Genomic DNA, 25,304 nt, shown 5'->3' with positions numbered 1-25,304 from the left:
CCCGTCGGACGGGCGCGCCCCGCGCCTAGACTCGTCGCATGAGTGCCCCGTCGCCCGCCGCCGCCCCGCTGCGACCGCGCGACCGACGAGAGCGCACACGGCGACCGCGCCGCCGCCTGACGTTCTTCGGCGTCCTCGGCGAGCTGCTCATGACGGCCGGAGCGCTCGTCCTGCTCTATCTGGGCTGGCAGCTCTGGTGGAACGACGCGGTGATCGCCGGCCAGCAGACCTCCGAGGCCGCGGAGCTCCGGCAGAGCTGGGGCGACGCCGCCCCCGCGCCGGAGCCCTCGACGGCGCCGAGCGAGACCCCCGCCGGCTTCGGCGATCCGGTGATCGCTCCCGTGGCGGCACTCGACACCTCCTTCGGCAACCTCTACATCCCGCGCTACGGCGAGGGCTGGGTCCGCACCATCGCGGAGGGCGTGGACGCAGAGAACGTCCTCGACGAGGGCAGCATCGGTCACTACCCGGGAACGCAGATGCCGGGCGAGGCGGGGAACTTCGCCCTCGCGGCGCACCGCAGCGCCTACGGCGGCGGCATGCACCTGATCGACCAGCTCCAGCTCGGCGATGCGATCTACATCGAGACGGCGGACGGCTGGTACACCTACCGGTTCCGGAACCTCGAGTACGTGCAGCCCTCGGAGATCCAGGTCATCGACCCCGTCCCGTGGACGACGGGCGCCGTCGCGACCGACCGGCTGATCACCCTGACGAGCTGCAACCCGCTCTACTCCACCGCTGAGCGGATCATCGCCTACGGCGTCTTCGAGTCCTGGCAGCCGCGCTCCGCGGGTGCGCCGGCCGAGATCGCCGCGTCTCTCACGCAGGAGGGCTGACCGTGTACGCGGCACTCTGGCGGGTCCTGCCCGGACCCTGGTGGCTCCGGCTGCTCCTCGTGATCGTCCTGGTGGTGGCGGTGCTCGCCGCACTCGCCGAGTGGGTCTTCCCCTGGGTGCAGTCGCTCGTGCTCGATCAGAACGTCACCGTCGGGACGTGAGCCGGCCCCCGAGGCGGTCGCCGCGATGACGCGGGTCCTGGTCGTCGACAACTACGACAGCTTCGTGTTCACGCTCGTCGCCTACCTGCGCGAGGCGGGGGCGGAGGTCGACGTCGTCGAGGGAGCGGAGCTGTCTCCGCGCGACGCGATCGAGCGCGCGGCGGGGAACGACGGGATCGTGCTGTCGCCCGGGCCGGGCCGACCGGAGGACGTCCCCACGTCGGTGGCGCTCGCGCGGCACGCCCTGGCCGAGGCGCAGCCGCTCCTCGGGGTCTGCCTCGGGCACCAGGTACTCGCGCACGCGCTCGGTGCGCGGGTCCGCGAGGCTCCGGAGCTGATGCACGGCCGGACCTCGGCGGTCGTGCACGACGGCGACCCGCTGTTCTCCGGGATCCCGTCGGGGTTCACGGCGATGCGCTACCACTCGCTCGCCGTCCAGCGCTCGACACTGCCTGCGGAGCTCGCCGTCATCGCGGGGACCGCCGAGGGGGTCGTGATGGCGCTGCGCCATCGGACCGCCCCCGCGGTCGGCGTCCAGTTCCACCCCGAGTCCGTTCTCACCGAGGGCGGTCGTCGGCTGATCTCGAACTGGCTCGTCGAGACGGATCTGCCCCGTCCGACCCGATAGGCGCGGAGCGGAATGCGGAGCCCGGTCGTTGCGAGCGCTCGGAGCACCGCTTATCGGACCGGCTGAGCAGGCCCATTCACCGCTTATCGACGCCCCATTCACCTCTCCCGGTCCGAGAGATCACCCGTACGTGTCACCCCCTGATGGGGGGCCGAGGTGAGCGTCAGAAGGGGTGCGATCCGCGCCATCGACGCGCTATGAGAGCGCGCACTCTTTTCGGGATCGGCGCCACGACAGGGAAGTGCCGCTCGTGGCTCTTCGCGATCCCCCCGAGCGGGTGGCGTGATTTGACGGAGCACTGGCGGATGATGCGAGGGGCTCGACGGGCATAATCGGAGGGCGCCGGTTAGGGGACCGGTGCCGTCGAGAAGAGAATTCCGAGGCATCACATGGTGGAATCGATTTCTTGGGCTTATTCCGGAATTCGCGAACTCGAGACACTGGGCCCACGCATCGTCGTCAAGCCGGGCACTGTTCCGCGCATGGCGGGCTCCGGTTTCACCGCGGCCGGCATCAGCGTCGTGCTCCTGACGACCTCGCCTCTGCGGGTCCTCCGCGGGACCTGGGGCGCCGACGACACGTCGTTCCTGAGCTTCAGCTTCCTGATCGAGGGCGCGGTCCGGCTCGTCGGGCCGGATCGGACGGTGCTCCTGCGGCCCGGCTCGATCGCCTACCAGCCGGGGACGACCACCTTCACCACCGAGTCGACGATGCCCGTCACCTCCCTCCAGATCACGATCCGCGCGGACGAGATGCGCCGCTACGGCTTCGATCTCGGCTCGAACGTGTACGCGCTCGATCCGGACGCCCGGTCCACCCGTGCGGCCTTCGCCTTCACGACGGCGTTCGCGCTCGCGGCGGAGTCGGGTACGGGACTCCCGTCCGACCACGAGGTCGACGGCTTCGGGCACGTGGTCAAGCAGCTGCTCGTGAGCGCCTTCCTCGCCTCGGCCGGTTCTCAGCCCGGGACGACGAGCGTGCGCGCGGCGACCCTCGGCCGAGCGCGGACCGTGATCGACCGGACCCATCGGACCCCGCGGTGCACCCCGGAGGCGGTCGCGGACGCGGTCAACGTGTCCACGCGCTCGCTGCAGCGGCTCTTCGAGGACGCGGGGACGACGGTGGCGAGCGAGATCGAGCGCGCCCGGGTCGCCAGCGCCGTCGAGCTGCTCCGGCGCCGCCCGCGGGAGGTGCCGCTCGAGGCCATCGCTGCGGCGTCGGGCTTCTCGTCCGCCGATCACCTCCGCCGGGCCCTGAAGCGCCGCGAGGGTCTCACCCCGAGCGACATCCGCGGGCGGGTGGGGACGTCGATGGACGCCGGCTCGCCGGACGACGGTGTGCTGCGGCTCGCGCCGCCGCTCGCGGACGCTGCCCGGCGCGCGTAGAGCAGCCGAGTCCGGCGGCCGCCCCCCGGGCCGTCCATGCTGATCGAGTAGCCCGCGGAGCGGGCGTATCGAGATCCACCATCGCCAAGAGGACGAGTCTGCAGACCCGTTCTACTGACGACGACGGGTCTCGATACGCCCCTGCGGGGCTACTCGACCAGCATGGTTGCGGGCGTCTCTTCCGAGTAGATCCGCCAGCGCCAGGAGGACGAGTCAGCAGACCTGTCCTGCCGGCGGCGGAGCGTCTCGATGAGCCCCTCCGGGGGCGAGGGTCAGCCGGCGCAGAAGCCGAGCTCGACGGTGGAGCCCTGGGGGACGTCGCCCGGGGCGATCGACTGGGTGGTGATCGGGGGGTTGGCCCGGACGGACTCGCAGGTATCGTCGGGAGCCTCCTCGCCGATCAGCTGGAGCTGCTCGGACGCCAGGGTGGCGAGGGCGGTGCTCAGCGTCTGGCCGACGAGGTCGGGCAAGGTCACCTGGCCCGAGGAGACGACGAGGTCGACCGGCGTCCCCGGGGCGAGCTGCTGGCCGCCGGCAGGAGTGCTGGAGAGCACCACGTCACCCGGCACGGTGGGCGAGTTCTGGCGGGTCTGCGATCCCTCCGAGAAGCCGGCCCCGGTGAGGGCGGCGATCGCCTCCTCGAGGGTCGACCCCGCCGTCTCCGGGACGGCCACCGGCTGGGCGCCCTGAGAGACGTAGACCCGGATGACCGTCTCGGGCGCGACGATCGTGCCGGAGCCGGGATCGGTGCGGATCACCTCGCCGGCCGGGACCGTGTCGCTGAACTCGGCGAGCTGACTCGCCACCAGGTCGAGCTCGGTGAGAGTCGACTGCGCGCTGTCGTAGCTGGTGCCCGTCAGCACGGGGACCTCGCGCGACTGCGAGGGCAGTGTGGTCGTCGGCTGGAGCGTGAGCACCCAGAGCACCAGCGCCGCCACGATGACGGCGAGCACGACGATCGACGACCAGATCCAGAGCACCGGCGGGCGGCGCTGGGTGCGGACGATCGAGTTGTCCTCCGCGAGCTGGCGCAGCGCGAGCTCGGAGTCGTTCATGCCGCCGCCGCTGCGTGCGGCGAAGAGAGACGTGGTCAGCTCGTCGATCGGGCGGTGGTCGGGGAGGCGGCCGGCCGCGGCGTCGCGCAGGTCGTCGCGGAACTCGGCCGCTCCCTGGAAGCGCTCGTAGCGGTCCTTCGACAGCGCTCGGGCGACGACGCCGTCGAGGGCGGGCGAGACGGCCGGGTTGATCGAGCTGGGCGCCGGGGGCGTCTCGCTGACGTGCTGGTAGGCGACGGCCACCGGGGTGTCCCCGCGGAAGGGAGCGCGGCCGGTGAGCAGCTCGAAGAGGACGATGCCGGCGGAGTAGAGGTCGCTGCGGGCGTCGACCTGCTCGCCCTTCGCCTGCTCCGGCGAGAAGTAGGCGGCGGTGCCGAGGATGGCGGTGGTCTGCGCCACGGTCGCGGCGGAGTCGGAGACGGCGCGGGCGATCCCGAAGTCCATCACCTTCACCTGGCCTGAGGGGGTCAGCATGATGTTGCCCGGCTTGATGTCGCGGTGGACGACCCCCGCGCGGTGGGAGTACTCGAGCGCGGTGAGGATGCCCTCGGTGATGCGGACGGCCTCGTCGACCTCGACCGGTCCCTCCGCGATGACGTCCTTCAGCAGGCGCCCCTCGATGTGCTCCATCACGATGAACGGACGGCGCGACTCCGCGCCGGTGTCGTCGAGCGAGACCTCCTCGCCGGCGTCGAAGACGCGGACGATGGTCGGGTGCGACATGCGGGACGCGGACTGCGCCTCCTGCCTGAAGCGCAGGCGGAACGCGGAGTCGGAGGACAGCGAGAGCTTGAGCTCCTTGATCGCGACCGTGCGCCCCAGGCGGGTGTCGGTGCCGAGGTAGACCTCGGACATCCCACCGCGACCGAGCCGGGGCCCGACCTGGTACCGTCCTGCGATCAGGCGTCCCTCATCCGTCACGCGCACGCTCCCGCCCTGTACTTCCGTGTGGCACGGCCCCCGGGGAGCCACGGCAAGTGTACCCGGGCGCCTCCCGGCAGCCCGGCGCGCGGCGCCGGGCACTCATCGCGCCGCCGGGTGAGGCCCGCGCGGATCCTTCGGAGACCGACGTCGTGCGACACCGCCCCGCGCCACATCCGCTATTCCGTTGACGAGGAGTCGCGGGTATCGGATGGTGATTTCACCTCATTATGCGACGGGCTCATCGAGCGGCTCGTCGTTCGCCAGACCGACATCGATCGAAGGAGTCCCGTGTCCTCGTCCTCTCGTATCTCCGCGGATCGCCTCGCGGGCGTCGTGCTACTGCTCGTGGTCCTCACCGTCGCAGTGGTGCTCGCCGTAGGAACGGAGCTGCCCGCTCCGGCGCGGATCAGCATCGCTGCTGTCTCGGGGGTGATCGCTGCCGTGGTCACTCGGTCCCTGGTTCGCCGTCAGGACAGTCGCGGCCGCTGAAAGCGAGGAGCCCGCCCTCCGGTGCCGCGGTCGCGGTCGGAGGGCGGGCTCATTCGAGCGGTAAGGGTCAGCGCTCGTCGGGGGCGTTCGAGGCCGGCGCCGACGAGGTCGGGGTGGCCGTCGCGGTCGGGGTCTGCGTCGGGGTAGGAGCCACGACGGGGACCGACAGGGTCGGCGAGGCGGGGGACTCGGGCTCGCCGCAGAGCACCGTGTAGGTAATGTCGATCGAGCCTGCGGACTCGCCGGCCTGGATCGTCGCAGTGGTCGACGTCGACGGGTTGGTGCTCGTCACGGTCGCGCCCTCGCCGGCGACGGTCACCCGGTAACCGGTCACGGAGGTTCCGCTCGGGCACTGGTTGTAGTTGCTCCAGGTGACGTTGAACGTCTCGCCGGGCTCGACGCTCGACGCGGCGGGGGTGACCGTCGGGACGGCGGTCGGGGCACCGGGGACGGCGACCTCGGTGTAGGTCGTGACGACGATCGTGGTGCCCTTGATCACGTTGGCGGTCGGGTTGACCTCCTCGACCGTGCCGATCTGGTCCGAGCTGGGAGCGCTGGAGCCCTCCTCGCGCTGGACGCCCATCCCGAGCTCGGTGAGCTCGGCCTCGACCTCGTCGAAGGGGCGGCCGACGTAGTCGGAGGAGTTGATCACCACGATGTTCGAGCTCGGCGTCGCCGACGGCGTCTGCGAGGGGGACGGCGCCTGCGACGGGGTCTGGCTCACCGTCGGGCTCGGCGTCGGCTCGGCCTCGGTGCCGCCGTTGCTGGTCAGCGCGAAGATCGTGCCGCCGATCACCACGGCGAGGATCACGATCAGGGCCACGAGCGGCCAGGTCCAGGGGCTGCGCTTGCGCGGCTCCTCCGCCTCGATCGGCTCGTCCAGAGCGCCCGTCGGCGGGTTCGCCGCGAAGGCCGTGGTCGCTCCTGCGCCCAGGATCGTCGTCGCCTGGGTCGCGTTGCCCGCTGCGGAGGGCAGGACGGTCGTGGCCTGCGTGTTGGGCAGGTCGGCGGCGACGGCGGGCACCGCGAGGGCGGCGCCGCGGACGTCGCCCGAGCGCAGGGCCTGCGCGGCGCGGGCGAGGTGCGCGGCGGTCGCCGGCCGGTCGACCGGCTTCTTCGCGATGCAGGAGTAGACCAGGTTGCGCACGGGCTCGGCGACCGTGACCGGCAGCTCCGGCGGGGTGTCGTTGATCTGGGCCATCGCGATGGCGACCTGCGACTCGCCGGTGAACGGCCGACGGCCCGCCAGGCACTCGTACGCGACGATGCCCAGCGAGTAGATGTCCGTCGCGGGGGAGGCGGGCTGGCCGCTCGCCTGCTCCGGGGAGAGGTACTGAACGGTGCCCATGACCTGGCCGGTCGCGGTGAGCGGAACCTGGTCGGCGATGCGGGCGATGCCGAAGTCGGTGATCTTCACGCGGCCGTCGGGCGTGATCAGGAGATTGCCGGGCTTCACGTCGCGGTGCACCAGGCCCGCGGCGTGCGCTGCGTGCAGGGCCAGCGCGGTCTGCGCGACGATGTCGAGGACCTTGTCCGTCGACAGCACGCGCTCGCGCTCGAGGACCGTGGAGAGCGCCTCGCCGGGCACCAGCTCCATCACGAGGTAGGCGGAGCCGTCCTCCTCGCCGTAGTCGTAGACGTTGGCGATGCCCTCGTGGTTGACGAGCGCGGCGTGCCGGGCCTCGGCGCGGAAGCGCTCGAGGAACCCGGGGTCGCCGAGGTACTCGTCCTTGAGGATCTTGATCGCGATCGTGCGGCCGATGACGAGATCCGTCGCCTGCCACACCTCTCCCATGCCGCCGATGGCGATCCGGGACTGCAGTTCGTAGCGTCCCCCGAAGGTGAGGCCTGATGTGGGTCTCATTTGTTCAGCACCGCCTCTAGTACCTGTTGTGCGATGGGTGCGGCGATCAGGTTGCCGTACCCGGTCTGGCCGAGCCCCCCGCCGTCCTCCACGAGGACGGTGATGGCGTACTGCGGATCGTCCGCAGGAGCGAATCCGGTGAACCAGAGGGTGTACGGGTCGTCCCCGCCGTTCTCAGCGGTGCCGGTCTTACCGGCCACCGTGACGCCACCTATTGTTGCATTCGTCGCCGCGCCGCCCTGGACGCTGGCGACCATCATGGCCTTCACGGCGTCCGCCGTCTGGGTGCTCACGGCCCGCCCGAGCGACTTCTCCTCGAAGCGCTGCAGCACGCTGAGGTCCTGCGAGCGGATGACGTCGACGAGGTTCGGCTGCATCACCTCGCCGCCGTTCGCGATCGCCGCGGAGACCATCGCGATCTGCAGCGGGGTCGCCCGCACCTCGTACTGGCCGAAGGCGGTCAGCGCCGTCTGCGCGTCGTCCGTGGTCTGCGGGTAGGTGCTCGCCTCGACCGACATCGGGATCTCGAGCTCGGTGTCGAAGCCGAACTTCTCCGCCTGGGCGCGGATCGCGGCGGCGCCCAGCTGCACGCCCATCTCGGCCATCGGCACGTTGCAGGAGAGCGAGACCGCCGTGGCGAGGGTCACCGTGTCTCCGGAGCCGCAGAGGCCGCCGCCGGAGTTGGTCACCTGCGAGCTCGAGCCCGGCAGCGTGTACGCCTGGACGTTCGGGAAGCTGGAGTCGGGCGTGAAGCGGCCGGACTCGAGGGCGGCCGAGGCGACGACGAGCTTGAAGACCGAGCCGGGCGGGTTGAGCGAGCCGCCGATGGCGCGGTTGATGAGCGGGTCGGTCGGGTCGTCGTTCAGCGCGCGGTACGCCGCGAGGACGTCGTCCGTGTCGTGCGACGCGAGGGCGGTCGGGTCGAAGGTCGGCTTGGAGACCATCGCGAGGATGCGGCCGGTGGCCGGCTCGGTGACCACGACCGCTCCGGTGTAGTCGCCGAGGGCGTCGAACGCGGCCTGCTGCGCGACCGGGTCGATCGAGAGCTCGACCGAGGCGCCCTTGGGGTCCTGGCCGGTGACGAGGTTGTTGATCTCGTCGAAGAACTGCGAGTTCGAGGTGCCGGAGAGGTAGTCGTTCAGCGAGCGCTCGATGCCCGTGGTGCCCTGGTTCAGGGTGAAGTAGCCGGTCACCGCCGAGTAGAGCGGTCCGTTCGCGTACTGGCGCTGGAACTTGTAGATGTCGTCCGACGGCGTCGAGGAGGCGATGGGCTCCCCGCCGGCGAGGATGACGCCGCGCTCCGTCGAGAAGCTCTCGTACAGCGTCCGGGTGTTCCGGGAGTCCTCGGAGAGGGTGTCGGCCTGGAGGACCTGGATGGTGGAGGTGGACACGAAGAGGGCTACGAACATCGCCAGGACGACGAAGCTCACGCGCTTGAGTTCTCGGTTCATCGGGGAGTCACACCACCAGACGCGGCTGATTGCGCACTGTGTCGGACAGGCGGAGCAGGACGGCGACAATCATCCAGTTCGCCACGAGCGACGAGCCGCCGGCCGCGAGGAAGGGCGTGGTGAGGCCGGTGAGCGGGATGACGCGGGTGACGCCGCCGATGACGATGAAGCACTGCAGGGCGATCACGAACGAGAGCCCGACGCCGAGGAGCCGGCCGAAGTCGTCCTGGCCGGCGAAGCCGATCCGGAAGCCGCGCGAGACCAGCAGGAGGTAGAGGCCGAAGATCGCGAAGAGGCCGGCGAGGCCGAGCTCCTCGCCCAGGCTCGCGATGATGTAGTCCGACTGCGGGACCGGGGTGATGTCGGGCATGCCCTGGCCGAGGCCGGTGCCGAGCAGGCCGCCGTGCGCGAGGCCGAACAGTCCCTGCACGAGCTGGTAGCTGCCGCCGGGATCGGCGCCGTAGCGGTCGGAGCTGAAGGCGTCGAGCCAGTTCGCGAAGCGGTTGCCGACGTAGCCGAGGGTCTGGCTGGCGAGGATCGCGCCGCCGAGGAAGAGCCCGACGCCGATCAGAACCCAGCTGGTGCGGCCGGTCGCCACGTAGAGCATCACGAGGAACAGGCCGAAGTAGAGCAGCGCGGTGCCGAGGTCGCGCTGGAAGACGATGACGCCCATCGTCACGGCCCAGACCACGAGGATCGGGCCGAGGTCGCGCAGCCGCGGGAAGCGCATCCTCAGGAAGGTCTTCCCGACCATCGAGAGCGAGTCGCGGTTGCGGACGAGGTAGCCGGCGAAGAAGACCGCGAGCGCGATCTTGGCGATCTCGCCGGGCTGGAAGCTGAAGAAGTCGCCGATGCCGATCCAGACGCGGGCGCCGCTGACCTCCTTGCCGATGAACGGCAGGAGGGGGAGCAGGAGCAGCACGATCGCCGCGAATCCGGCCACGTAGGTGTAGCGGAAGAGGACGCGGTGGTTGCGGATCACCAGCAGGACGACGATCGCGGCGACGATCGCCAGGCCGCTCCAGATGATCTGCCGGACGGCGACCGACTCCCAGCCCGTCGCGCCGTCGGCGATGTCGATCCGGTAGATCTCGGCGACGCCGAGCCCGTTGAGGACGGTGGCGATCGGCAGGAGGAAGGGATCGGCCTCGGGCGCCGCGAAGCGCAGCACGACGTGGACGACCAGCACGAGACCGGAGAGGCCGGCGCCGAGCGAGACGAGGGTGGTGTCGACCGCGCCGAGGGCGCCGAGCTGGACCAGGACGATCGCCGACGCGTCGATCAGGCACGCGCCGATCAGCAGCAGCAGCTCGAGATTGCGCAGGCGCTGGCGGAGGAAGCGCGGGCGCTCCCGGGTGGCGGGGGGAGTGGCGGTGGCGGTCACGGTGCTCCGTTCGCGTCCGTCAGGCGCTCGACGATGTCGACGGCGCCGGCGTAGGAGTCGGCGCTGATCGTCTGCTCGAGCTGCTCGACGTCGTAGTCGCGGAGGGAGTCGAGGGGGATCCCCGTGTCCTCCTTCACTCCGGAGAGCGAGAGCGGCCCGACCGACTGCTGGATGCCCTGGTAGATGATGACGTTCTGGCCGTCGGTGCCGACGTAGAAGCGCGACTGCGTCCAGTCGTAGGCGAGCAGGACGCCGAGGAAGCCGGCGATCAGCACGAGCGAGAGGCCGACGAGCCAGGTGATCCGGCGGCGCAGGTGCCGGCGGCGGTCCTCCTCGATCAGCTCGTCGAGGTAGTCCTCGGACGCGGGCTCGAAGTGGGTCGGGCCCTGGGCGGCCGGGGCGCGGGTGTGCAGGCGGAGGCCGGGGATGCGGATCCGGTTCTGCGAGTCGTCTGTGCTGAGCGGCGTCGGCGCGGCGGCGGAGCCGACGATCACGGGCTCGGCCGTCGGCGCGAGGATCTGCGCGGTGTCGCCGGCGCCCGGGACGTCGAGGATGACGACCGTCACGTTGTCCGGTGCGCCGTGCGAGAGGCTGTCGCGGATCAGGCGGTCGGCGACCTGCTGCGCCGTCTCGTCCCGGGAGAGCTCCTTCTGGATCTCGTCGTGCGGGACGACGCCGGAGAGGCCGTCGGAGCAGATCAGCCAGCGGTCGTTCGGCTCGGTCTCGAGGGTGAGGGTGTCGATCTCGGGATTCGTGTGCACGTCGCCGAGGACCCGCATCAGGACGGAGCGGCGCGGGTGCGTCATCGCCTCCTCCTCGGTGATGCGGCCGGAGTCGACGAGGCGCTGGACGAAGGTGTGGTCGGTGGTGACCTGCTCGAGCTTGCCGTCGCGCAGCACGTAGATCCGGGAGTCGCCGATGTGGGCGATGGCGACCGACTCGCCCACGCGGACGATGGCGCTGACGGTGGTGCCCATGCCGGTGAGCTCGGGGTGGTCGACGACGGCGTCGGCCAGCATCGTGTTCGCGGCGAGCAGCGTGCGCTTGAGCTCGTCCTCGGCCTCGTAGGTGGAGGCGTAGGTGCGGTCGGCCTGCGCGATGCGCTTGATCGCGATGGAGGAGGCGACGTCGCCGCCCGCATGCCCCCCCATACCGTCGGCCACGACGAAGAGCTGCCGGCCCGCGTAGCCGGAGTCCTGGTTGTTGGAGCGGATGCGGCCGACGTGCGAGACGGCGGCGCTCTCGCGCGTGACGCCCGTCTCCGCGGCGCTGTCGGGTGTGGCTGCCACGCGCTACGACCGCCGCAGCTCGAAGGTCGTCGTGCCGACCTTGACCGGGGTGTTCAGCGGCACCTTGGTGGGGGCGCCGACGCGCCGGCCGTCGAGGAACGTGCCGTTGGTGGAGTCGAGGTCCTGGATCATCCACTCGTCGTTCCAGATCAGCAGGCGCGCGTGGTGCGTCGAGGTGTAGTCGTCGCGGATCACCAGCGCCGACTCCGAGGAGCGGCCGATCGTGAGCGGCTCGCCGTCGAGCTCGAGCTCGGTGCCGCGCTTGGGGCCCGAGGTGATGACGAGGCGCTGCGCGGTGTGCACGGTGGCGACGCCGCCCGAGTCGGTGCGCTCCTCGCGGGGGCGCCGAGCGGAGGGGGCCGACGGCTGAGGCGCGGGGGCGGGGGCCGCCGCGGCGGCCACGACGGGCTGCGCGGCGGTGACGAACGGAGCGGCGTCCTGCGCGGCCGCGGGCTGCTGGCCGGCGGGCAGCTTGCGCACCCGCTGGCCGAAGAGGTCGGAGCGCAGCGCGTAGACGATGCCGAACACGAAGAACCACAGCAGCGCGAGGAACGCGATGCGCAGGAGGAAGAGAGTGAGCTCGCTCATAGCCGGTCGTCCCAGAATCCCTCGGAGGAGCGCCCGGACGGACCGGACGGCGAGCGGTCGGCGCGCGCGGGTGCGGCGCCCTGGACGACGCGGAAGACGATCCGCGTGCGTCCGATCGAGATGGTCTGCCCGGGCGAGAGCGGCGCCTGGGTGACGGGCTTGCCGTCGAGCTTGGATCCGTTGGTGGAGCCGAGGTCGTGGACCTGGGCGCGGGTGCCGTCCCAGAGGATCTCGACGTGCTTGCGGGAGGTGCCGGAGTCGTCGACCGTGATGTCGGCGTCGCTGCCGCGGCCGATGACCGTCCTGGACTTCGTGATCGGGTAGCGCTTGCCGTCGATCTCGAGCGCGGGGGTGGAGGCGACGACGCCCTTGACGCTCCGGGAGTCGACCTCGACCATCCCGGCGCTGAGCGACTCGTCGGCGGCGAGCGAGATGTCGATCGGGCCGGAGAAGCGGAAGCCCTGCTTCTTGGCGTGCTCGGTGGCGACCGTGGTGAGCTCGTCGATGAGCGTCGGGCCCATCCGCTCCATCCGGTCGAGGTCGGCGGCGGACATGCGCAGGGTCAGCTGATTGGGCACGAGGATGCGGTCGCGGGTGACCACGGCCGCCGTGGTGTCGAGCTCGCGGCGGAGAGCGGAGGCGAGCTCGACCGGCTGCAGACCCGACTTGAAGGTCCGAGCGAAAGCGCCGTTGACGACGCGCTCGAGTCCCTTCTCGAAGTTGTCCAGAATGCCCACAGTCTTCCGATCTTCCGTTTCTTCGCCTCTCGGCGGTCGCGTTGGGATCGAGGTGTCTGCGCGCCCGGTCCGCTTCCGATCTCGTGTCTGCGCCGCGCACGGCTACGGGCATGTTACTGGGATGCTCTGGATACGGCCTCCCCGAGCGGGATTCGGGGTGCGGACCGCGCCCGTCCGGACGCGGGGCTCCGGCTCGCGGGACGTCGTCCGGCACGCTCGAATGCGCCGATCTCGCGAGCCGAGCACTGTTCCGCGAGCCCGAGGTGGCCTGCGACGGCCGTGCTCGCACGGCCCGGTTTCCGGTGTCGGCCGCGGGGGTGCTAGTCTTTCTCGTCGGTGCTTCGGTGCCGTTGGTGAGCGCGAGTGGCGGAATAGGCAGACGCGCACGGTTCAGGTCCGTGTGCCCGAAAGGGCGTGGGGGTTCAACTCCCCCCTCGCGCACCAGAGACACAGCCCCCGATCGGAATCCGGTCGGGGGCTGTGCTGTTCACCGGGGGCTGTGTCGTTCCCGCGGGCCGTGTCACTTCCGGGCTGTGGTCAGGCACGGCTCGACGACGCGACGCGGGCCGGTCATCGCGCGCCGGAATCGCCTCCACCGCGGCATGAGCTTGATCCGAGATGCCGACCATGGCAGTGTGACCGGTGCGTCAAGCGTCCGCCGCACTCAGTGCGGCAAGTCCTACAGCCATCTCGTCCGCGAGGTGGCTGTAGTTGTTTCCGCGTCGATGGTTCCAGGGAGGGAATCGCTTGCTGCTCTGCCACATCGACGAGTCCGGGGATGAAGCGGCGCTCAGGACGTCGACGGATCCGCCTGTACTGGTGATCGCCGGCCTGGTCGTCGAGCATCGGATGGCGAAGTCCTTGATCTGGCGGTTCCTCCAGATCAAGAAGAAGTACAACACCAGTCTCAGTGCCGACGATGCGAAGCTCTCGGACGTCATCCGCTTCGAGATGAAGGGGAGCGAGCTCCGGAAGGACATCCGCTCCGGGTCCAGGCGCCCGCGTCGTCGCGCCTTCGGAGTTCTCGACGATGTGCTCGAGCTGCTGGAGGAGCACCATGTGACGATCGTCGGCGATGTGAGCGTCAAGGGCGAGAAGCCTCTGCGGCGATGGGTGTACTCGGACTCCATCGCATGGATCACGGAGCAGTTCGAAGTCGCGCTGCGGGCTGCGGAGACACCGGGACAGGTGATCCTCGACGCCCGCACGAAGAGCAAGAACGTGCCGAGTGTTCACCGGATCACGACCAAGCGCTTCAAGTCGGGCGGAGACTCCTTCCCGCACCTGGTGGAGTCGCCGCTGTTCGGCCACAGTGATGCGCACGTCGTTCTGCAGCTCTCGGACATCGTCGTCTCCGCTCTGCTCTTCCCCATGGCTTGCGCGGGGTACTGCTCCTCCCTCCTCGACAACGTCCACATCACCCCGGAGTTCGAGGCCGTTCGCCTGCGGTACGGAGCGCGATTGAGGCTGTTGGAGCACCGCTACCTTGGACCGGCAGGTGAGCGGGCTGGGGGCGTGCGAGTGACCGATCACATGAACCGGCAGCCGACCCTGGGTCTGTACCAGGAGGTGCCTTTCTCCTACAGGGGTCGTGCATTCGCCTCCTCGTCCGCGGACACGTCGGACGATCCCGGTTCCGTCGAGACCACAGGGCGATCGGAGGAGCAGGGCGAAAGCCGGTGACGGTCGTGAGGGAATGCCGACGACGCGGGGACACCGGGGGAGGGGCGCGTGTTCACCGGGCGGACGTCGCGGGCGGGCACTGTCGGCGCATGATCGCTCTCCGCGCCGACGTCGGCGGCCTCGACTCGCGGGCGCTGCCCGAGCTGCTCCGCCGACTCCGCAGGCACCGGCACGTGCAGGTGGGCGAGCGTCAGTGGATCGCGGTGCTGCCCGAGGTCGGCTCGGTGCTCCTCACGGACGGCGCCGAGCTGGTGCTCGACGTGCTGGTGGAGCGCCGCGCGCTGCTGCCGATCGTCATCGACGCCCTCGAGGCGGAGCTGCGGCGCGACGGCTTCCGCGAGCGGCTCGCCCTCCGCTGGTCGACCCCCGACGTGGTCCCCGTCCCCCTCCGCTGACGCCCGGCGCCTCCCGCGAGATGCCACTTGTGCACGCCTTTCACGGCGTGTCGCGTGCACAAGTGGCATCTCGCGAGGGGGGGGGAAGGACGGGGTCAGCGGCGGGTGAGTTCGACGACGGGGATGGTGCGGGTGGTCTTGGCCTCGTAGCCCTTGAAGCCTTCGGAGGCGTCGGTGAAGCGCTTCCAGCCGGCGTCGCGCTCGGCGCCCTCGAGGGTGCGGGCGCGGACGGGGACGGTGCCGTCGTCGGGGGTCTCGATCACGGTGTCGGGGTTCGCCTCGAGGTTGTGGAACCAGGCCGGGTGCTTCGGGGCGCCGGCGGCGGAGGCGGCGATCAGCCAGACGTCGTCGGAGGGGTGCAGGCCCATCAGCGGGGCGATGCGCTCCTCGCCGGATCGCGCGCCGGCGTGGTGCACGAGGACGAGGCTGCGGCCGAAGCCCGCGGTCGTCACCGTCCCGCCGTTCGCGCGGAACTCCGCGATGATCTGCTCGTTGAAGTCGGCCATGCTCGTGCTCCTCGACGTCGGTGTCAGGCGCGGGCGCCGAGGGCGTCCGTCCGCGAGCCGGGGCCGGACGCGGGAGGCGGCTCCGAGCCGCCGACCGCCGCCGCGGGATCCGCGAGCGCGCGACGCCAGGGTAGCTCCGCGGCCCCCACCAGCTCCAGCCTCGAGCGCAGGGCCGCGCGCTCGATCCGGACGCCGCGGGCGAGGTCGCTGAGGGCGCGCGCCGAGACGCGGGCCGCCAGGCGCTCGCGGTCGACGGTGAGCAGCGAGCCGAGGAAGCCGCCGAGGACGACCGCGGTCGGGTTGAAGAGGTTGATGTAGGTCGAGAGGCCCTCGGCGAGCAGGTCGACCTGGCGGGCCACCTCCCCGAGGACGGCGGGGTCGCGGGAGGTGCCGAGCGCGATGTCGAGCTCGTCCTGATCGAGGACGCGGGCGCCGAGCACGTCGAGGAGGGAGCGCATCCGGACCTCGGCCTCGAGGCAGCCGTGCCGCCCGCAGCCGCAGAGGCGGCCGTTCGCGGCGACGAGGGTGTGGCCGAGCTCCGCCGCGAACCCGGAGGAGCCCTGCAGGGGGACGCCGCCGATGATCACGCCGCCGCCGATGCCGCTGGCACCGCCGGTCACGTAGACGACGTCGGCGACGCCCCGTGCGGCTCCGAACAGCGACTCGCCGATCGCGCCGAGCGTGGCGTCGTTGCCGACCGAGACGGGGAGGTCGAGCGCGCGGCTGAGCTGCGACGCGAGGTCGACGTCGCGCCAGCCCAGGTGCGGCGCGCGGTGCACGAAGCCCGAGTCGGCCTGCACGAGGCCCGGCACGGCGACGCCGGCGCCGAGGAGGACGCGATGGGTCTCCCGCTCGGCGCGGAAGCCGGCCACGATGCCGCTGACCACGCGGACGACGGTCGACGGGCTCGCCGGCTTCGGGGTGTCGAAGCGGACGCGGCGGAGGAGGTCCCCGTGCAGGCCGACCAGGCCGACGATGATCGCGTCGGTGTCGAGGTGGACGCCGACCATCGCGAAGGTGAGGCCGGGCACGACCGTCGCGCTCGGGCGGCCGATGCGGCCGTCGGAGGCGGTGGTCTCCTCCTCCACCCAGCCGAGCTCGCTCAGCTCGCCGACGAGGTTGGCGACCGCCGAGCGGTTCAGGCCGGTCAGGCGGCCCAGCTCGGCGCGGCTGATCGGTCCGGAGCGGTGCACCAGGGTCGCGATGGCGGCGAGGTTGTGCCGACGGAGCAGAGCGTTGCTCGATGCTCCGACTGCTCCTGCCATGCTGCTCAGCCTCTCGTCGGCGCGATGGGGCACCGGTCCGGGGATGCGCTCGGGCGCGGGCCCTCCGTGGAGAGAGCACGCGCCCGAGCACGGTGCAGGGAGGAGAGAAGGCTAGCGCCCGCCCGCCCTCCTCTTGTTGAAGATGTCGAACGCGACGGCCAGCAGGAGCACGAAGCCCTTGATCGCCATCTGCCACGCGGCGTCGACGGACAGGATCGACAGGCCCATGTTGAGCACGCCCATCACCAGACCGCCGATGACCGCGCCGACCACGGTGCCGACGCCGCCCTGGACGGCCGCGCCGCCGATGAAGACCGCGGCGATCGCGTCGAGCTCGTAGTTCTGACCGGCGGAGGCGACGGCGCCGCCCGCGCGGGCCGTGCTGACGATGCCGGCGACACCCGCCAGCGCGCCCATGTTGACGAAGATGAAGAAGTTGACCCACTTCGTCTTCACGCCCGACATCATCGCGGCGAACAGGTTGCCGCCCATCGCGTAGATGTGGCGGCCGAAGACCGTCCGGCCGAGCACGAAGCTGTAGGCGAGGATCAGCACCGCGAGCACGATCAGGATGATCGGCGTGCCGCTGTAGCCCGCGAGCAGCCAGGCGAGTGCCATGATCGCGACGACCGCGACGACGGCCTTCACGTAGAAGGACGCGATCGGCTCGCGCGGGAGCTCGAGACGGCGCAGCGTGGCGCGGGTGCGCACCTGCTGCACGACGAGGGCGACGCAGACGAGCAGCCCCAGCACGAGGGTGAGCGCGTCGCGGCCGGCGATGCCGCCGAGGACGCCCGGCAGCCAGCCCGCGCCGATCGCGGTGAACTCGGTCGGCAGGCCGTTGATCGTCCCGCCGGTGAGCAGGACCAGGGTGAAGCCGCGGAAGATCAGCATGCCCGCGAGGGTCACGATGAACGCCGGTATGCCGACGAACGCGACCCAGAAGCCCTGCCAGGCGCCGACGGCGGCACCGGTGACCAGGGCGACGATCACGGCGGCCCACCAGGGCAGGCCCCAGTTGTTCATCGCGATCGCGGAGATGGCGCCGACCATCGCGACGACCGAGCCGACCGAGAGGTCGATGTGGCCGGCGATGATCACCATCACCATGCCGATCGCGAGGATCAGCACGTAGGCGTTCTGCTGGATCAGGTTGTTGACGTTGCCCGGCAGCAGCAGCCGGCCGTTCGTCAGGACCTGGAAGAGCAGGATGATGATCGCGAGTGCGGCGAGGATGCCGTACTGGCGGAGGTTGATGTTCAGTCGGCGCGCCCGCTTGGGCGGCGTCGACGGCGTGCTCGCCGGCGTTCCGCTCGGGGCTGTCGTGGTCGTGGCGCTCATCGGGCCTGTTCCTTTCCGGCGGTCATGTAGTGCATGAGGTGCTCCTGGGTGGCGTCGGCACGGTCGATCTCGCCCGTGATGCGCCCCTCGGAGATGGTGTAGATCCGGTCGGCCAGCCCGATCAGCTCGGGCAGCTCGGACGAGATGACGACGACCGCCTTGCCCTGGGCCGCGAGCTCGTTGATGATGCCGTAGATCTCGTACTTGGCTCCCACGTCGATGCCGCGGGTGGGCTCGTCGAGGATCAGCACGTCCGGGCCCGAGAAGATCCACTTCGAGAGGACGACCTTCTGCTGGTTGCCGCCCGAGAGCTTGCCGGTGACGGCGGAGACGCTCGGGGCCTTGATGTTCATCTTCGAGCGGTACGAGTCGGCGACCTTGTACTCGCGGTGCTTGTCGATCACGCCGAGGCGGGCGAGCCGCGAGAGCGCGGCGGCCGACACGTTGACGGTGATGTCGCCGATGAGGTTGAGGCCGTAGCGCTTGCGGTCCTCGGTCGCGTAGGCGAGGCCGTTGCGGATCGCCTCCTCGACGGTGCGCGTCTGGATCTCCTTGCCGTCCTTGAAGACGCGGCCGGAGATGCCGGTGCCGTAGCTGCGACCGAAGATGCTCATCGCGAGCTCGGTGCGCCCGGCGCCCATCAGCCCCGCGAAGCCGACGATCTCGCCGGCCCGCACGGTGAAGGAGGCGTCCTCGACGACGACCCGGTTGATGTCGACCGGGTGGTGGACCGTCCAGTTCTCGACGCGGAGCTTCTCCTCGCCGATCTGCGGATCGCGCGGCGGGAACATGCTGTTGAGATCGCGGCCGACCATCGCGCGGATGATCCGGCTCTCCGACGCGTCCTCGCCGGCCATCGCGAAGCTCTCGATGGTGCGGCCGTCGCGGATGATCGTCACCGTGTCCGCGATGGCGCGGATCTCCTTCAGCTTGTGGCTGATGATGATGCAGGTGATGCCCTGGCGGCGCAGCTGGTCGATCAGGCCGAGCAGGTGGTCGCTGTCCTCGTCGTTGAGCGCGGCGGTGGGCTCGTCGAGGATGAGGAGCTTCACCTCCTTCGCGAGGGCCTTGGCGATCTCGACGAGCTGCTGCTTGCCGACGCCCAGCTCGAGGATCTTCGTCGCCGGGCTCTCGGCGAGGCCGACCCGGGCGAGCAGCTTGGCCGCCTCCGCGTTCGTGGCGTTCCAGTTGATGACGCCGCGGGTGGACTTCTCGTTGCCGAGGAAGATGTTCTCGGCGATCGAGAGGTAGGGGCTCAGCGCGAGCTCCTGGTGGATGATGACGACGCCGTCGGCCTCGCTGTCGTTGATCGAGCGGTACTGCGCCTGGTGGCCCTCGAACTCGATCGAGCCCTCGAAGCTGCCGACGGGGTAGACGCCCGAGAGGACCTTCATGAGCGTCGACTTGCCGGCGCCGTTCTCGCCGCAGATGGCGTGGACCTCGCCCGGCTGGACCGAGAGCGAGACGCCGTCGAGGGCGCGGACGCCGCCGCCGAACTCCTTGACGATGTCGCGCATGATGAGGATGGGACTGGCCAACAGGGCCTCACTTCGTTGTGCAGAGGATGGGCTTCGAGGGGAAGAAGGGGGAGAAGGACGGGGTGGGGGAGGATCACTCCTCCCCTGCCCCGCCCGACCGATCAGAGTCCGACGTCGCCGGCCTTGAGGAAGCCGGAGTCGACGAGGACCGGCTGCACGTCGTCCTTGACGACGACCTGCGGCTCGAGGAGGTAGGACGGGACGACCTTCTCGCCGTTGTCGTACGTCTCGGTGTCGTTGACCTCGGGCTCCTCGCCCGCGACGATCGACTGCACCATCTGGAAGACGCGGTCGCCGAGGGTGCGGGTGTCCTTCCAGACCGTCATCGACTGCTCGTCGGCGAGGATCGCCTTGACGTTGGCCTTGTCGGCGTCCTGCCCGGTGATGATCGGGTAGTCGGCGCCGGGCGCGTAGCCGGCGGACTTCAGCGAGGCCTCGATGCCGATCGCCAGGCTGTCGTTGGGGGAGAGCACCACGTCGACCTTCTGGTCACCGGTGTAGAAGGAGGAGAGGCGGTTGTCCATCTCGGACTGCGCCTTGTCCGAGGCCCAGCCCTGGATGCCGATCGAGGCCCAGTCGTCGTCCGAGGCGGGCGACTTGCCGGACGGCACGACGAGCTTGCCGCTCTCGATGTAGGGCTGCAGGACGTCCCAGGCGCCGGAGAAGAAGAACTTGGCGTTGTTGTCGTCGGGGCTGCCGGCGAAGGGCTCGAGGGTGAAGGGACCCGCGGCGTTGGCGAGGTCGAGGGTCGACTCGATGTACTGGCCCTGGAGCTGGCCGACCTTGTAGTTGTCGAACGTCGCGTAGTAGTCGACGTCGGCGGTTCCGTTGATCAGGCGGTCGTAGGCGATGACGGTCGCGTTCTGCTTCTTCGCCTCGGCGAGGACGGGGGCGAGCGCCTCGCCGTCGATGGCCGCGACGACGAGGATCTTCGAGCCGCCGGCGATCTGGTTCTGGATCTGCGAGATCTGCTGGTCGGTCTTGTTGTCGGCGTACTGCAGGTCGACGGTGCAGCCGTCGCCCTCGAGCTGGGACTGGAGGCCCTCGCCGTCGTTGATCCAGCGCTCGAGGCTGCGGGTGGGCATCGAGATGCCGACGGTGCAGTCGCCTTCGGCGCCCGCGCCGGCAGCGGCGCCGCCCGAGTTGGCGGGGCTGGCGGAACAGGCGGCGAGGCCGAGGGAGATGATGCCGGCGGCGGCCAGCGTGGTGATGCTGCGGGAGAACTTCATGGAGTGCATTCCTCTCTGAAAGCAGTGTCCGAGGATGAGGACGGCGCGAGAGCGTGCAGGTGGGAGCACGTCGTCGTGTCGTCGCCCGGGAGGGGCGGGGAGCCCCGAGGGGCTTTGTCCACGGAGACAACATATTGCGCGTGCACCGGTCTGTAAAGCGCGACGGGAGATCGATCCGCGGCGTTGCCCAACCGTGACCTTCCCCCGGTGCCTCCGCGCCAGTGCTGGGTGAGACCGCTCTCAGGAGGAGACATGAAAGAGGGGACCCCGGGTACGAGCCGAGCTCGTTCCGGGGTCCCCGTGTTCTGCAGCGCCGTCGTCAGAGCCAGCGGCGCAGGCCCGGCCGCTCCAGGACGCCGGCCAGGGTGCGGTTGCGGGTCCGCAGGATGCGGACGAGGAGACCGGTCGCGGAGATCTGCGAGCAGGTCGCCGCGAAGGCGAGGACGAGGCCCGAGAGCAGCGCCATCACCGGGTACTCGTCGATGAGCTGATCGGCCGACCAGTACATCAGCAGCGTCGCGAGCGAGGCGAGCGCGGCCGGCGCGGTGAGGATCCCCGCGATCAGCGCGACGCCCAGCCCGATCTCGACGAGCGGCGTGACGAAGCCGAAGAGGCCGGCCTGATCGTGCAGGATCGTCGACGCGAAGAGCTGGAAGTAGTCGGGCACCCGCCCGTTCTCCGCAGCGCCGTCGGCGACGAGGAGGATGTCGGAGGCCCCGAATCCGGATCGCAGCTTGATCGCGCCCTCGTTGATCCAGAGCAGGCCCAGGGCGACGCGGACGGCGGTGCCCAGGGCCGCGGCCGCCCAGCGCCACCCGGGCCGCGTCACGAGAGCTTCGCCGCGCCGAAGACGGCCTTCGCCTTGTCGCAGTGCACGACGACGTAGGTGTAGTCGGCGGCGTCGCCCACGTCGAAGCTCTGGGTCTTCGTGTCGTAGGAGACCGGGCCCAGCTCGACTCCGGCGCTCACGGCCTTCTCGTCGGTTCCGTTCGTCAGGTAGAGGTGCAGGTCCGGGCCCTCGTCGGAGGAGAAGCCGCTGAGGTCGACCGTCTTTCCCGACACGGTCGCGGTGCCGGCGACCTTCTTGCCGTTGAGGCCCTCGAACGCGCCTTCGCGGCTCTCGCCGGCCGGCGCGACCGTCGACGGCGCCGTGGTCTTCGCGGCGGCGGAGCTGGAGCTCGTGGACGACTGCGAGGCGGTTCCGGTGGCCGGCGCGCAACCGGTCAGGACGCCGGCCACGAGGACGACTCCGGCGATCGCCTTGGGGAGCAGGTGACGGGACATGGGGGTGTTCCTCTCATTCGTGGTCCTCCGGGTCGAGACGACGCGGAGGACGGGAAGGCGACCGGAAGGGGTCCGGTCGCGACCTCGGGCGGGCCGCAGCGGAGTGTGGGAACGGCGCGGCCCGCCCGAGGAGTGCGGGAAGGGTCAGTTGACCTTCGAGATGGCGCAGGACTTGAAGCCCGAGTTCGCGTTGACCTGCACGTTGTAGGAGTGCCCGGCCTCGAACGTGTAGCCCGATCCGACCGGGCAGGCGTACTGCTCACCCGGTGAGGCGACGTCGCTCTGCGCGGAGTAGCCGTTGATCAGCACCTGCGAGGTGGTGAAGGACTTCTTCCCGCCGCTGAAGATCGAGTCGAGGCTGCTGCTGTTGATCACGTACGGGGTCGCGGGGTTCTTGGCGGACGCCGAGGTGCCGAACGACTCGTTGGCGCCCGGGCTCAGTGCCGAGCCCCACTTGTTGCCGAAGATCCAGTACTGACCGTCGACCACGAGCGTGGCCGAGGCGTAGGCGCCCGAGTCGGGGCTGTCCGGGCCGGTGTTGCTCACCTGGAGGAGGAAGTACGGAGCCGGTGCCGGCGCGGCCGCCCCGAAGAGCGCGACGCTGAAGGCGCCGGGGACGGCCGAGGCGTCGCCCCAGGCCGCGGGCGCGTAGTCGTTGTTGAGCGACCACTGCATCACGCCGGTCACGTGACCGTAGAGCTCGGGCTTCGCCTTCATCGCCTTCCACTGCGCGGCGAGGTCGGCGAGCACCGCGGCCTGGTCGTAGGCGGCGGCGCCGGATCCGCCGAAGACGTTGTTCGCGGTGCCGCTGGCGCCGGCGTTGCTGACCTGGCCGATCACGATCCTCGTGCCCTCGCCGATGCACAGCGAGGTGGCGGCGGAGCAGTCGGACCGCACCGCGCTGTTCAGCGCGCGGGCGATCGTGCTGAAGAAGCCGGGGTCCTTCTCGGCGGCGCCGCCGACCGTCCAGCCGCCGGTGTTGTAGGTCTGGGCGAGCAGGTAGTCGACTGTGCCGCTCTTCAGGAGCGGACCGAACTGGTCGTTCGCGCCGTCGTGGACACCGGAGGTGAGGGTCAGGTTCGTGGGCGCGGCCGGGTCCACCTCGGTCCCGCTGCTCAGGTAGACCTGCGGCGCGACGGCGAGGGAGAGGCCCGCGCCCTTCACGGTCGCGCCGAGGGCGCTGATCGTCGGGGCGTCGATGCCGTTCTCGAGGTCGAGGTCGACGCCCGTGATGCTCCCGCCGGAGAGCTTCGCGTTGTAGTCCTCGATCTGCGCGAGCAGCCGGGAGCCGACGGCGCTCGCCGTGCCGGTGTTCACGGTGTCCCGGGTGACGGTCTGCCCGCCGAGGCTGAGCAGGTTCACCGTGCCCTTCGCCTCCTGGTCGATGACCTTCTGCATCGCCGCGAGGGTCGCGGGATCGGCCGTGCTGCTCGCCGGGTCGGCGAAGGCGAACACGATCACGTTCGAGGCGGCGATGCCGGCCGGATCGATCTGCGCCAGCGAGCCGGTCGCTCCGAGCTGGAGGTAGGAGACGCGGAGGTCGGGGACGGCGCTCGCGGTGTCGGCGACGGCGGCCGGTGCGGCACCGCCCACGGCGACGGCGCTCGGAACGGCGACCGCGGCGGCGAGGGCGGCGGCGGCCAGGAGGCGGCGGCGGAGTCGTGGTCTCATTCTCGGGTGTCCCTTTCGTGGGTGGGGAGGGCGAGCGATGGTCGCGGCGGACGACGATCTGAACCGGCCTCGTGGGCGGCAGAGCGGTTTTCGCGGGGTCGACATCGATGGTGAGCCGATCGCGCGGCGTCCCGAAATCTCTGGCACGGATCATCGGAGATGGCGGGAACGGCTGATGAGGCTCAGCGATACATGTCCGGAACCTGAAAGTGCTCTTCGTTCATGAGGACGTATATAAAGGTCGATGCTTGCGTATAGAAAGACATCCATCCGCGGAAAGACGGGGAATCGAAGATGGCGGAGATCAGCTGATTCGGCGGGGAATCACTCAATTGGCGCCGGACTTGAATTCGGCGCCCTCTCTCCTGTTACACTCACCGCTCGGTCACCCCGCAGCAGTCCCCGTTCACCGTGTGGATGAGCAGGTTGTGGCTTTGAGAATTCACATGTCCTGCCGTCGCGGACGTGTGGCGAGCGGATCCCGTTCCGGGCCGCTCGTAGCCGATCCTCGAGATGGAACAGCAGTGATGAAAGAGACCCTCCCGTCCACGGACTCCCCCCTCAGGCCGAGCTCGCCCTGCCGCATCGATCGGCAGCGCTTCAGCGGTCCGGGCGCCGAGAAGGCGATCAGCGAGTGGATGGGAGTCGGTGAATTCCATCCGCGCAGTCGAGAGGCGTTCGAGGCGGAGTCGGAGCGGGTGGTCATCGATCAGGTGAGTGCTCAGCGGATGACCGCGCGCGCCAATTACTTCACCTCTCCGGATTCGAGCTCCCTCGGATTCCCGAGAAGCAATCGCATCGAGATCGTGGCGCTGATCGAGGGCGAGTGCTTCATCTCCGTCGGCACTCAGCGCTATCGCCTCACGCGGGGCTCCATCGCCATCGCGGGCGGCGGTGAGCCGGTGTCCTCGGAGACCTACGACGTGACCGAGTGCATCTTCATCAGCATTCCGGTCGATCAGCTGAGCGAGCGCTTCCGGGCCTCCGTCCCGCTCTACGGGCTGGAGGTGATCTCGCCGCCGCGACTGATGCGCCTGTTCCAGACCCTCTCGCACGAGCTCGCCTCGCAGGACTCGATCTCGCCGGACGCGTTCCGCGCGCAGCTCGCGCAGCTGACCGGGCTGATCGAGGCGTCGCTCGCGAACCGGTCGCACCTCGCCGTCGGCGACCTCGATCGGATCAAGCTCTCCCGGGAGCACGTCGAGGGCTACGTGCGCGACCACCTCGCCCAGCGCGATCTCACCGTCGGCACCCTGGCCGAGGTCTTCCACACCAGTCCCCGCACGATCCACCGGCTCTTCGCGAGCGACGGACCGACCCTCTCCGAGTACATCCGGACCAGTCGCCTGACGGCGCTCGCCGCGGAGATCAGTGCGGCCGACAACCCCGACGGCTTCGAGGTGCTCGCCGCCCGGTGCGGACTGCACGAGTACGTGACCGCCGCACGGCTGTTCCGCAAGGAGTACGGCCTGACCATGCGCCAGTTCTGGAAGGCGTACCGCCTGCGCTGAGGTTCGCGGCGCACCTCGGGCTCGTAGAATCACCTTCGGCTCGCCGGAACGCCGCGATCGTGCGTGCCGGAGCCGATCTCGCGAGCC

General features: G+C 70.3%; 22 protein-coding genes and 1 tRNA gene. 8 read left to right on the top strand and 15 right to left on the bottom strand.

Annotated elements, in window-relative coordinates:
- Positions 1-38 precede the first annotated feature (38 nt).
- From C1I64_RS16160 to C1I64_RS16150, 4 genes are all read left to right on the top strand, one after another.
- On the top strand, positions 39-839 hold the full coding sequence (locus C1I64_RS16160) for a class E sortase (protein ID WP_127887907.1): 801 nt from the start codon (positions 39-41) through the stop codon (positions 837-839).
- Positions 840-841: 2 nt separating this feature from the next.
- The gene (locus C1I64_RS20200; protein ID WP_164874570.1) at positions 842-1,000 is read left to right on the top strand and encodes a hypothetical protein; all 159 of its coding nucleotides are present in this window, start codon (positions 842-844) and stop codon (positions 998-1,000) included.
- A gap of 25 nt (positions 1,001-1,025) precedes the next feature.
- The gene (locus C1I64_RS16155) at positions 1,026-1,628 is read left to right on the top strand and encodes an anthranilate synthase component II (protein ID WP_127887906.1); all 603 of its coding nucleotides are present in this window, start codon (positions 1,026-1,028) and stop codon (positions 1,626-1,628) included.
- Positions 1,629-2,110: 482 nt separating this feature from the next.
- Positions 2,111-3,013 (top strand): helix-turn-helix domain-containing protein, encoded by a 903-nt coding sequence (locus C1I64_RS16150; protein WP_164874569.1) that lies wholly within the window; start codon positions 2,111-2,113, stop codon positions 3,011-3,013.
- 272 nt (positions 3,014-3,285) lie between these two features.
- On the opposite strand, the gene pknB is transcribed toward C1I64_RS16150, so the two are convergent.
- From pknB to C1I64_RS16115, 7 genes are all read right to left on the bottom strand, one after another.
- Entirely contained in the window at positions 3,286-4,989 is a 1,704-nt protein-coding gene (pknB, locus tag C1I64_RS16145) for a Stk1 family PASTA domain-containing Ser/Thr kinase (RefSeq protein WP_127887905.1), read from the bottom strand.
- A 559-nt stretch (positions 4,990-5,548) separates the two neighbouring features.
- Positions 5,549-7,345, bottom strand: a complete 1,797-nt coding sequence (locus tag C1I64_RS16140) for a protein kinase domain-containing protein (RefSeq protein WP_127887904.1) — start codon at positions 7,343-7,345, stop codon at positions 5,549-5,551.
- The gene (locus C1I64_RS16135) at positions 7,342-8,796 is read right to left on the bottom strand and encodes a peptidoglycan D,D-transpeptidase FtsI family protein (protein ID WP_127887903.1); all 1,455 of its coding nucleotides are present in this window, start codon (positions 8,794-8,796) and stop codon (positions 7,342-7,344) included. Before C1I64_RS16135 ends, C1I64_RS16140 begins: the two co-directional genes overlap by 4 nt.
- A 7-nt stretch (positions 8,797-8,803) precedes the next feature.
- Positions 8,804-10,180: an FtsW/RodA/SpoVE family cell cycle protein gene (locus C1I64_RS16130; protein WP_123447239.1), complete on the bottom strand. Its 1,377-nt coding sequence runs from the start codon at positions 10,178-10,180 to the stop codon at positions 8,804-8,806.
- On the bottom strand, positions 10,177-11,469 hold the full coding sequence (locus tag C1I64_RS16125; protein WP_123447238.1) for a Stp1/IreP family PP2C-type Ser/Thr phosphatase: 1,293 nt from the start codon (positions 11,467-11,469) through the stop codon (positions 10,177-10,179). The genes C1I64_RS16130 and C1I64_RS16125 overlap by 4 nt, the downstream gene beginning before the upstream one ends.
- Before the next feature lie 3 nt (positions 11,470-11,472).
- Positions 11,473-12,057, bottom strand: a complete 585-nt coding sequence (locus C1I64_RS16120; RefSeq protein WP_127887902.1) for an FHA domain-containing protein FhaB/FipA — start codon at positions 12,055-12,057, stop codon at positions 11,473-11,475.
- Positions 12,054-12,794 carry an FhaA domain-containing protein gene (locus C1I64_RS16115; protein WP_127887901.1) on the bottom strand — a complete coding sequence of 247 codons (741 nt, stop codon included), beginning with the start codon at positions 12,792-12,794 and terminating at the stop codon, positions 12,054-12,056. The genes C1I64_RS16120 and C1I64_RS16115 overlap by 4 nt, the downstream gene beginning before the upstream one ends.
- 357 nt (positions 12,795-13,151) lie before the next feature.
- On the opposite strand from C1I64_RS16115, the gene C1I64_RS16110 reads away from it, so the two are divergent.
- The 3 genes from C1I64_RS16110 (at position 13,152) to C1I64_RS16100 (ending at position 14,872) form a co-directional block, all read left to right on the top strand.
- Positions 13,152-13,238 (top strand) — tRNA-Leu (locus C1I64_RS16110).
- A gap of 303 nt (positions 13,239-13,541) precedes the next feature.
- On the top strand, positions 13,542-14,477 hold the full coding sequence (locus C1I64_RS16105) for a DUF3800 domain-containing protein (RefSeq protein WP_164874568.1): 936 nt from the start codon (positions 13,542-13,544) through the stop codon (positions 14,475-14,477).
- An 89-nt stretch (positions 14,478-14,566) separates the two neighbouring features.
- Positions 14,567-14,872: a hypothetical protein gene (locus C1I64_RS16100; protein WP_127887899.1), complete on the top strand. Its 306-nt coding sequence runs from the start codon at positions 14,567-14,569 to the stop codon at positions 14,870-14,872.
- A gap of 95 nt (positions 14,873-14,967) precedes the next feature.
- Here the strand turns inward: C1I64_RS16100 and C1I64_RS16095 are convergent, their stop codons facing one another.
- The 8 genes from C1I64_RS16095 to C1I64_RS16060 form a co-directional block, all read right to left on the bottom strand.
- A complete protein-coding gene (locus tag C1I64_RS16095) occupies positions 14,968-15,378 on the bottom strand; it encodes a nitroreductase/quinone reductase family protein (protein WP_123706099.1) in 411 nt (136 codons plus the stop codon).
- 23 nt (positions 15,379-15,401) lie between these two features.
- The gene (locus tag C1I64_RS16090; protein ID WP_123447232.1) at positions 15,402-16,643 is read right to left on the bottom strand and encodes an ROK family transcriptional regulator; all 1,242 of its coding nucleotides are present in this window, start codon (positions 16,641-16,643) and stop codon (positions 15,402-15,404) included.
- Positions 16,644-16,754: 111 nt separating this feature from the next.
- The gene (gene mmsB, locus C1I64_RS16085; RefSeq protein ID WP_123447231.1) at positions 16,755-17,984 is read right to left on the bottom strand and encodes a multiple monosaccharide ABC transporter permease; all 1,230 of its coding nucleotides are present in this window, start codon (positions 17,982-17,984) and stop codon (positions 16,755-16,757) included.
- Positions 17,981-19,501 carry a multiple monosaccharide ABC transporter ATP-binding protein gene (gene mmsA / locus C1I64_RS16080; protein WP_127888609.1) on the bottom strand — a complete coding sequence of 507 codons (1,521 nt, stop codon included), beginning with the start codon at positions 19,499-19,501 and terminating at the stop codon, positions 17,981-17,983. The genes mmsB and mmsA overlap by 4 nt, the downstream gene beginning before the upstream one ends.
- Before the next feature lie 122 nt (positions 19,502-19,623).
- Positions 19,624-20,751: a multiple monosaccharide ABC transporter substrate-binding protein gene (gene chvE / locus C1I64_RS16075; protein WP_425272918.1), complete on the bottom strand. Its 1,128-nt coding sequence runs from the start codon at positions 20,749-20,751 to the stop codon at positions 19,624-19,626.
- A gap of 319 nt (positions 20,752-21,070) precedes the next feature.
- Positions 21,071-21,580 carry a DoxX family membrane protein gene (locus C1I64_RS16070; protein WP_208645148.1) on the bottom strand — a complete coding sequence of 170 codons (510 nt, stop codon included), beginning with the start codon at positions 21,578-21,580 and terminating at the stop codon, positions 21,071-21,073.
- A complete protein-coding gene (locus tag C1I64_RS16065; RefSeq protein ID WP_123447228.1) occupies positions 21,577-22,035 on the bottom strand; it encodes a DM13 domain-containing protein in 459 nt (152 codons plus the stop codon). Before C1I64_RS16065 ends, C1I64_RS16070 begins: the two co-directional genes overlap by 4 nt.
- Positions 22,036-22,179: 144 nt before the next feature.
- Positions 22,180-23,706, bottom strand: coding sequence for a glycoside hydrolase family 18 protein (locus tag C1I64_RS16060; RefSeq protein ID WP_127887897.1), 1,527 nt, complete (start codon positions 23,704-23,706; stop codon positions 22,180-22,182).
- A gap of 446 nt (positions 23,707-24,152) precedes the next feature.
- Here C1I64_RS16060 and C1I64_RS20195 point away from each other — a divergent pair, with 446 nt between their 5' ends.
- A complete protein-coding gene (locus C1I64_RS20195; RefSeq protein ID WP_341867848.1) occupies positions 24,153-25,217 on the top strand; it encodes an AraC-like ligand-binding domain-containing protein in 1,065 nt (354 codons plus the stop codon).
- The last annotated feature ends 87 nt before the right edge of the window (positions 25,218-25,304 follow it).

Origin of the sequence: Rathayibacter festucae DSM 15932 (genome assembly GCF_004011135.1) — a bacterium.
In the GTDB taxonomy this organism is placed as follows: Bacteria; Actinomycetota; Actinomycetes; order Actinomycetales; family Microbacteriaceae; genus Rathayibacter; species Rathayibacter festucae.
The sequence above is the reverse complement of the archived record's forward strand: the minus strand, read 5'-3'. Positions and strand labels throughout refer to the sequence as shown.

Bases quoted from the DNA above. Each gene is read 5' to 3' on its own strand.
- mmsA (WP_127888609.1), bottom strand. From the start codon at position 19,501: ATGCGCGACATCGTCAAGGAGTTCGGCGGCGGCGTCCGCGCCCTCGAC.
- C1I64_RS16120 (WP_127887902.1), bottom strand. From the start codon at position 12,057: ATGAGCGAGCTCACTCTCTTCCTCCTGCGCATCGCGTTCCTCGCGCTG.
- C1I64_RS16065 (WP_123447228.1), bottom strand. From the start codon at position 22,035: ATGTCCCGTCACCTGCTCCCCAAGGCGATCGCCGGAGTCGTCCTCGTG.
- C1I64_RS16100 (WP_127887899.1), top strand. From the start codon at position 14,567: ATGATCGCTCTCCGCGCCGACGTCGGCGGCCTCGACTCGCGGGCGCTG.
- C1I64_RS16160 (WP_127887907.1), top strand. From the start codon at position 39: ATGAGTGCCCCGTCGCCCGCCGCCGCCCCGCTGCGACCGCGCGACCGA.
- C1I64_RS16095 (WP_123706099.1), bottom strand. From the start codon at position 15,378: ATGGCCGACTTCAACGAGCAGATCATCGCGGAGTTCCGCGCGAACGGC.
- mmsB (WP_123447231.1), bottom strand. From the start codon at position 17,984: ATGAGCGCCACGACCACGACAGCCCCGAGCGGAACGCCGGCGAGCACG.
- C1I64_RS16140 (WP_127887904.1), bottom strand. From the start codon at position 7,345: ATGAGACCCACATCAGGCCTCACCTTCGGGGGACGCTACGAACTGCAG.
- C1I64_RS16090 (WP_123447232.1), bottom strand. From the start codon at position 16,643: ATGGCAGGAGCAGTCGGAGCATCGAGCAACGCTCTGCTCCGTCGGCAC.
- C1I64_RS20195 (WP_341867848.1), top strand. From the start codon at position 24,153: ATGTCCTGCCGTCGCGGACGTGTGGCGAGCGGATCCCGTTCCGGGCCG.
- chvE (WP_425272918.1), bottom strand. From the start codon at position 20,751: ATGAAGTTCTCCCGCAGCATCACCACGCTGGCCGCCGCCGGCATCATC.
- C1I64_RS16155 (WP_127887906.1), top strand. From the start codon at position 1,026: ATGACGCGGGTCCTGGTCGTCGACAACTACGACAGCTTCGTGTTCACG.
- C1I64_RS16150 (WP_164874569.1), top strand. From the start codon at position 2,111: ATGGCGGGCTCCGGTTTCACCGCGGCCGGCATCAGCGTCGTGCTCCTG.
- C1I64_RS16060 (WP_127887897.1), bottom strand. From the start codon at position 23,706: ATGAGACCACGACTCCGCCGCCGCCTCCTGGCCGCCGCCGCCCTCGCC.
- C1I64_RS16135 (WP_127887903.1), bottom strand. From the start codon at position 8,796: ATGAACCGAGAACTCAAGCGCGTGAGCTTCGTCGTCCTGGCGATGTTC.